General features: G+C 44.5%; 3 protein-coding genes and 1 tRNA gene. 1 reads left to right on the top strand and 3 read right to left on the bottom strand.

Going from position 1 to position 6,854, the window contains the following annotated elements:
* Positions 1 to 207 precede the first annotated feature (207 nt).
* Positions 208 to 280: transfer RNA gene (locus QUA50_RS28785), tRNA-Thr, on the top strand.
* A 175-nt stretch (positions 281 to 455) separates the two neighbouring features.
* On the opposite strand, the gene QUA50_RS28780 is transcribed toward QUA50_RS28785, so the two are convergent.
* From QUA50_RS28780 to QUA50_RS28770, 3 genes are all read right to left on the bottom strand, one after another.
* Positions 456 to 2,345 carry an aminopeptidase P family protein gene (locus QUA50_RS28780; protein WP_333259403.1) on the bottom strand — a complete coding sequence of 630 codons (1,890 nt, stop codon included), beginning with the start codon at positions 2,343 to 2,345 and terminating at the stop codon, positions 456 to 458.
* Between the two features lie 16 nt (positions 2,346 to 2,361).
* Positions 2,362 to 3,531, bottom strand: a complete 1,170-nt coding sequence (locus QUA50_RS28775) for a pyridoxal phosphate-dependent aminotransferase (RefSeq protein WP_333259469.1) — start codon at positions 3,529 to 3,531, stop codon at positions 2,362 to 2,364.
* 129 nt (positions 3,532 to 3,660) lie between these two features.
* Positions 3,661 to 6,702 (bottom strand): SMC family ATPase, encoded by a 3,042-nt coding sequence (locus QUA50_RS28770; RefSeq protein WP_333259405.1) that lies wholly within the window; start codon positions 6,700 to 6,702, stop codon positions 3,661 to 3,663.
* Positions 6,703 to 6,854 lie beyond the last annotated feature (152 nt).

Here is a 6,854-nt window from a genome sequence, read left to right as displayed (position 1 = left end):
TGAAAGCCCGTCCTTTTTGGACGGGCTTTCAGGCCCATCCCACAATCTTGTGGAAGTTATTTAATTCTCATTCCTTAATTGGCAGTGGGGTGTGGGCAGAGAATTCCGGTTTTGCCCTTACGGGGAGGGGTTTTGAGCGACTTTGAAAAAAAAATTTGCTGGGGGGGTTGCGCTGATGACTATAAGTTTGCTATATTAAGTTTAACTGCTGGTGTAACTCAGTTGGTAGAGTAGCTGATTTGTAATCAGCCTGTCGCAGGTTCAAATCCTGTCACCAGCTTTATAGCAGTTTTCAATCCGATTAAATATCGGATTAAATACATTAGGGACACGGCAGCGCCGTGTCCCTATCTGATATGTGCTATTTTGTACCTTTGGAGCGGGCTAGAAGCCCACCCCACAAGAGTTTCCATAAAAATAGGTGCACAAGTTAAATGTGCGACTAATTACAAGGCTTAACCTAACGAAGTACAGGCTTTTTTCAACCATTCAATTGTTGCTGCATCAAGTACGGGTTCCAGTTTCTCGACTACAGCAGCATGATAATTATTCAACCATGCTAGTTGAGTCTTTGACAGCCGATCGACATTTATCAATTTGCGATCGAACGGAATATAAGTCAGCGGTTCAAATCCGTACCAAACCAAACCGTTTTTGGATGGCATTTCTCTGACAACATAGAGATTTTCGATGCGAATTCCGCCCCAACCCGGTTCGTAATATCCCGGTTCAATGCTAGTTACCATTCCGGCTTCCAGGGGATACTGCACAGATTTGCTGATGCCGTTTGGCCCTTCGTGACCGGCTAAAAACGCGCCGACTCCGTGCCCTGTACCGTGTCCGTAGTCTAGCTGTTGTTGCCACAATACCGCACGGGCGATCGCATCTAATTGCGAGCCCGTTGTTCCTTTGGGAAATTGCTGCATTGCACAGTTGATGTGCGCGATTAAGACTGTTGTGTAGTGTTCTATTTGTAGCGCCGTCGGTTCTCCAATACTTATTGTTCTCGTATCGTCGGTTGTACCTGCTAAATATTGCGCGCCTGAGTCCAATAACAGCAGTTCCCCCGGTTTTAACGTTATTTCTGGGCTGGGGGTTCCGTAATGTACGATCGAGCTATTGGCTCCCGCACCTGCGATCGTTCTAAAAGTTAAAGTCTGAAAATCTGTTTCTTGCTGGTAAAATCTTTCGATGCTTTCTTTGACATCAAACTCTGTCACTACCTTACCATTTTCTAGCTGTTCTGTCAACCACTTTAAAGCCAAAGTTTTCGCTCGACTTGCTTTGAAATTTGCTGATTTCATCTGCTCAATTTCTACTGAATTTTTGCGAGCTTTCATCCCTTCTACCGGATGAGTATCAAAAATTATTTCGATGTTGTAGAACTGCGCTTCTTGATGGTTTAATATTAAATGGTAAGTGCCTGCTGTGCTGTGTTTCGGATCTAAAAGTACCCGAACTTTATGTGGCAAATTTACGCAAGTTTCTAATGTATGCGGATAGTCTCTGTAGGGAAGCAAAGTTACATCCGCCCGCAACTCTTGCTTGATTTCTGGTGAAATTCGTTCGGTATTTGTAAACAAAAACGCTGAATGTGTGGTGACAATGGCATAGGATATGAAAACGGGAATGTGGGGAATATCCGATCCTCGGAGATTGAACAGCCACGCTATTTGATTCAGGTTGGTAATCGGAAGCACATCAATGTTGGCGAGTTGCATCGCTTCCCTGACTCTGGCTAATTTTTCGGCGGCGGTTTCTCCTGTCAGGGATACAGGTAAGCTAAATATGGGTTCTGCATCAATCGCGGGTAAAGTCTCTGCTGTTTTCCAGTGATTTTGCGATCGCACTTTGTCTGTCAAATTCTCCGGGATTGGTATGAGATCAATCTCCGCAGTTGCAAATTTTTTCACCCAATTTTGATATTGCTCTGTCGCTACGGTAAACGGGTCAAAACCAAGGCGAATTTTACTTATTTTTTTTGCCGATTCTACAGCCAGTTTTTCTAAAGTTTCAATTAAGGTTAAATTTCCTTCTAAGCCTAGTTTCGATATTTGAATAATTCCAGTATCGACTTGCAAATCTGCTTGTTCGTAATAGCGGGAATCCACAAACAACCAAGCGGAATCTTTGCCAACCAACAAGTCACCGGCGGAACCCGTAAAACCGCAAATCCAAGCCCGCCGCTGCTTGGCTGCTGGAACAGATAAATTTAAATGTTCGTCAACCGCAGGGATGAAATAGCAATCTAAGTCGTAATCGACCATCAAATCTCGCAAGTCTGCCAGTTTTGCAGGGGAGGTATCTTGAACATTTGTATTTGCTTTCAAGTTCGTGGCAACCATTTTGAATTTTCCTATTTTACTTGTTTAAAATTGTCTTCAAACCTTTAACTAATCTCCTAATACCTGCGGTAGCGGTTGCTTTCTCCAAAGCACCGTAAGCAACGCGCAAATAGCAGCCGTTATCCATACCGAAAGTGGTACCGGGAAGCACTGCTACGCGATATTCGCGAATTAATTGTTCGACTAATTCCATTGTATCGAGTTCAGTATCAACTTTCAAGAAAAAGTAGAAAGCTCCAGCGGCTGGGGAAATTGTACACAAGTTTTGGATAGTATTGAGTTCGTCTAATACGAGTTGGCGGACGGATGCGATCGCCCTTACATAATTATCGCAGTAACCTCTACCAACTTGCAAGGCTCCCAGGGCTGCATACTGAGAAATTACCGGCGGACAAATTAAGATTGTATCTTGAATCTTTCTCACTGAAACCAGCAAGTGTTCTGGTATTACCATATACCCGATCCGCCAACTCGCAAAACCGTAGGCTTTGGAAAGGCTAAACAGAGAAATTGTATGTTCGCTGCTGTTGGGAAAAGCGGCGGGAGAACAGTGCTTAACTCCATCATAAGTAAAATATTCGTAAGCTTCATCGCTGATATGATAGATGTTGTGCTGGCGACAAATTTCGTTAACTTCCCGGAGTGCTTCTACCGAATAAATAACACCAGTGGGATTATTTGGTGAAATAGTAACTATGGCTCGCGTTTTGTCGGTAATTGCTTTTTTTATAGCATCGATATTAAGTTGATAGTTGGCGTCTGTTTCTACTATCACTGGTCGGCAATTTGCCATAATTGCCGCCATTTCGTGGTTGAAGTAATAAGGGGATTGGATAATAACTTCGTCTCCCGCCGAAGTGATGGCGAGAATAGCGTTGGTAAATCCCATGTTGCTGCCGGCGGTAACGACAATGCAGTTTTTGCTGTTAATTTCTATGTCGTTATCGGTTTTTAGTTTGGCTGCGATAGCATCCTGTAATTGTGGAATACCTTCCACGGCTTTGTATTTGTGGTTGTCGGGATTTGCCAAGAATTCGGGAATTTTATCAAATGATTCTTGTGGCGGATTGTAGTAAACTACACCTTGTCCTAAAGATATCGTTCCCGGATTTTGCCGGATCAATTCGCCAACTACTGGAATTATTGGCGACTGTACCGACTGCATTCGAGTTGGGTGATTTTGCATCATATATTATAGGGAATTTTAGAAGCGAATGGAAACCGTAGGGTGCGTCTATTCAGGAAATCATCTGCGTTCATCTGCGTCAATCTGCCTAAAATCTGCGGTTCCCGTATTAATCAAAAATCTCTGCCATCAAACTCTTTCAACTTCTATTCTAGAACCTTGCGGAGATTTGGAAACTTTAACTTGTGCGGGCAATCTTTCCCCCAATTCTCGAACGTGGGTAATCACTCCAATCAGCCTTTCTCGCTGCCGCAAAGATTCTAAAATTTGAGTAACGCTTTCGAGAGTTTCAGTATCTAAAGTACCAAATCCTTCATCGAGAAACAAGCTACCCAAGTGAGATCCTTGAGACAGTTTTTCTGACAAAGCTAAAGCCATTGATAAGGAAGTTGCAAAGGTTTCGCCGCCGGAAAGGGTTCGCACTCGTCTAGCTTCCCCGCCGTTCCAATTATCTGCTACCCAGTATTCGCCGTCTTGGTTTCTTAGTTTGTAGCGATTTTCGGTTAATTCTTGCAAAATTAAGGTGGCGCTGCCGACTAATTCTGCTTCTAAATGTTCTAAAATGTAGGATTGAAATTCGTTTGATTTGAGATTCTGCGCTAAGGTGTGATAAGTTTGCTCTTGTTCTGTGAAATTAGTGATTTGCTCTGACAGTCTTTCAGCTTGTTCGAGATTTTGGGCTGCTACTTGAATCCACGCTAACAGTTCGGCGCGGTTGTTGTTGGCTTGTTTGAGGTTTTCTTGGGCGGTATGTTTGACCGATCGCACTTGTGCTAAAGTATTTTCATCGGTAGTTCTGCCTGCGAGAGCCTCGCTCAAATCTTTTGCCCGCGTTTCTAACTGAATTTTTGATTCGCGGTGAGAGCGAATAGCATTTTCCCAGTCGGATTGTTCCTTAACTGTTGCAACTGCTGCTAAAAAGGTCTCTTCGGTGAAATCAGCCGCTGTTAATTTTGCTGACCAATCCAGGTTTAACTGCTGTTTCTGAGCTTGGGCTTGCCCAAAAGCCTCTCCAGCTTGTTGCTCTCTCTCTGCGGCTTGAATCACCTTATTTTGAGCAGTTTGATATGATTTTTCGGCAACTTGCAGCAGATTTGCCAAATCTTGCTTGTCTTGTTCTAAGACTTTTGCCAAATTAGCATAAGGTTGATATTCCGTAATTTTATAAAGCGCATTTACACAACTTTGCAACTGCTGCTGGCGGCGGTCTGATTCGGCGATCGCATCTTGATATTCCTGCTGTTTAGCTGCTTGAGTCGCCACCGCAAAATTAAATCTTTCCTGACAATTATCATATTCCAATGATGCCATTTGGAACTGCTGTTCGGTTTCGCGGTATTGGCGATCGCTCTCTTTAAGGATTGCCAACTCCTGCTGCAACCCCAAGCTTTCCCACTGAGCATCTTCCAGAACTTGAGTGATTTGCTCCTGCAATTCGGCAACTCTATTGGCAGTTAATTCGAGCATTTGAGCAATTTCCGACTCTTTTTGCTGGCAAGCTGAAGCTGTACTTTTTGCCTCAGCAGCCAACCTTTGAGCATCTTGAAAAAGCTGATTTGCCCCCGCCAATTTCTGCCGCAAATCAGCGACATCGACAATATTAGAATTCGGCAAAGGAGGCAGGATCTCGCTCTCAGGATGCACCCCCCCGCACACCGGGCAAGTATCGCCCGGATTCAGCGACATTCTGACCGCAGCAACACTCTCTAAACGTGCCGCTTCCGCATTAGCGGTTTGGGCCACTTCTAACTCGCGGGCGCACTCTTTTAGCCTGAGTTCAACGGCTTCTAAATTAGTGGTAGCCTTCACATAATTTTGTTGAGCTTTTTCCCGATCGGCCAGAGATTTATCTAACTGTTCTTGCTGAGTCTTTTGCTGCTTGGTAATTAGCTGCAATTCCATCAATAAGGGTGAAACTTGCTGCAATTGCTCTAAACGCTTTCCTCCCGGCGCATACTGTTCGAGCTGTGCCGCTGCTTGAGTAACTCGAAAACCCGCGCCTTGAATTTTAGTGTTAGCAGCTTGCAGGTCTTTATCTGCTGCCATAAAAAAGCGGATTTTTTCCTGTTGAATTTTTTGGGCCAGCGCGACTTCTTTTTCTAATTGAGCGCGCTGTTCTTCATATACTTTAGCAGCAGCTAGAGCATCTTCGCGAGCCTTAATTTGTGGCGCTAGCACCTGTTCTTTGGCTTTTGCCGCGTCAAATTGCTGCTGCTCTACTGCTAGCTCAGAGCGAGCTTTAATTAACAGCTTCCGCGCTGCCACAGAGGCAGTTTCGGCAGTTTCATACTGACTGCGAGCCGATCGCACTAAAGCCCAATCTCCCTGTAAATGATTGGCAGCTTGCGCTCTTTCTAAACGCTGTGCTAAAATAGTCACATCGGCAGAATTAGCATTTAATTTAGTCAGTTGTTGTTGTAACTCTTGCCAGCGAGCGATTTGCGAAAATAGCTGTTCCTGTTCATCTAAATCCTTCTGAGCTTTCATCACGGCGCGATCGAACTCAGGCAACTGCTGCTCTAAAATCACAAGTTGCGATCGTCTCCCGGCCACCTCATCAGCCGTCGGCGCACTCAACTCCGCTAGCTGCCTTTCCACCATTTCCCGTTCCTGTTTCAGCAACTTAGCAAGCTCATTTGTTTCCTTCCGCATCTGCTCAAAAATCTCAAATCCCGCTAACTGCCGCAAAATTTCCCGGCGTTTTGAAGTATCCCCTTTAATAAACTCATCAAACTTGCCTTGAGGCAGAACAATTGCTCGCGTAAAAGTATCAAAATCCATTCCTAAAATCTGTTCGATGGTATTTTGAACAGCAACAATACTCGTTCCCAAAGTTTCCCATTGACCATTTTGCCAGTTATCCAAAATCACCTTATTTTCGGGAGATTTCGGACGAAAACGCCACCTTCGCGTCACCCGATACTGTGCCGAACCCACAGCAAAACGCAACTGCACTTTTAAATTTTCGCTGCCTTGACTAGCCAAATCACTGACTTGTTTGCCGCTGCGAGTAGTAGTGCCAAAAAGAGCGTAAGTCATGGCATCTAGCAGTGAAGATTTGCCCGCACCTGTAGCACCAGTAATTGCAAACAAATCGAGTTGAGAAAAATCTAAACGCTGTTCGCGGTGGAAGCTGGTAAATCCTTCGAGAATAAGTTCGAGTGGACGCATACTGATTTTAGATTTTAGATGGTGGATTTCTATTACTCTTTACCAGGCAGAGCCTGGTAAGGAATGAGAATTAAATAACTTCCCCAAGTTTGTGGGATGGGCGTCCCGCCCGTTCTTTAAGGACGGGCGGGACGCCCATCCCACAATAACAA

The sequence above is a fragment of the Microcoleus sp. M2_D5 genome, from assembly GCF_036701935.1.
In the GTDB taxonomy this organism is placed as follows: domain Bacteria; phylum Cyanobacteriota; class Cyanobacteriia; order Cyanobacteriales; family Microcoleaceae; genus Microcoleus.
This window is presented reverse-complemented; position numbering and strand designations above follow the sequence as displayed.

What these genes read in the sequence shown, in the direction of transcription:
- QUA50_RS28770 (WP_333259405.1), bottom strand. Translation starts at nt 6,702, where the DNA reads ATGCGTCCACTCGAACTTATTCTCGAAGGATTTACCAGCTTCCACCGC.
- QUA50_RS28775 (WP_333259469.1), bottom strand. Translation starts at nt 3,531, where the DNA reads ATGCAAAATCACCCAACTCGAATGCAGTCGGTACAGTCGCCAATAATT.
- QUA50_RS28780 (WP_333259403.1), bottom strand. Translation starts at nt 2,345, where the DNA reads ATGGTTGCCACGAACTTGAAAGCAAATACAAATGTTCAAGATACCTCC.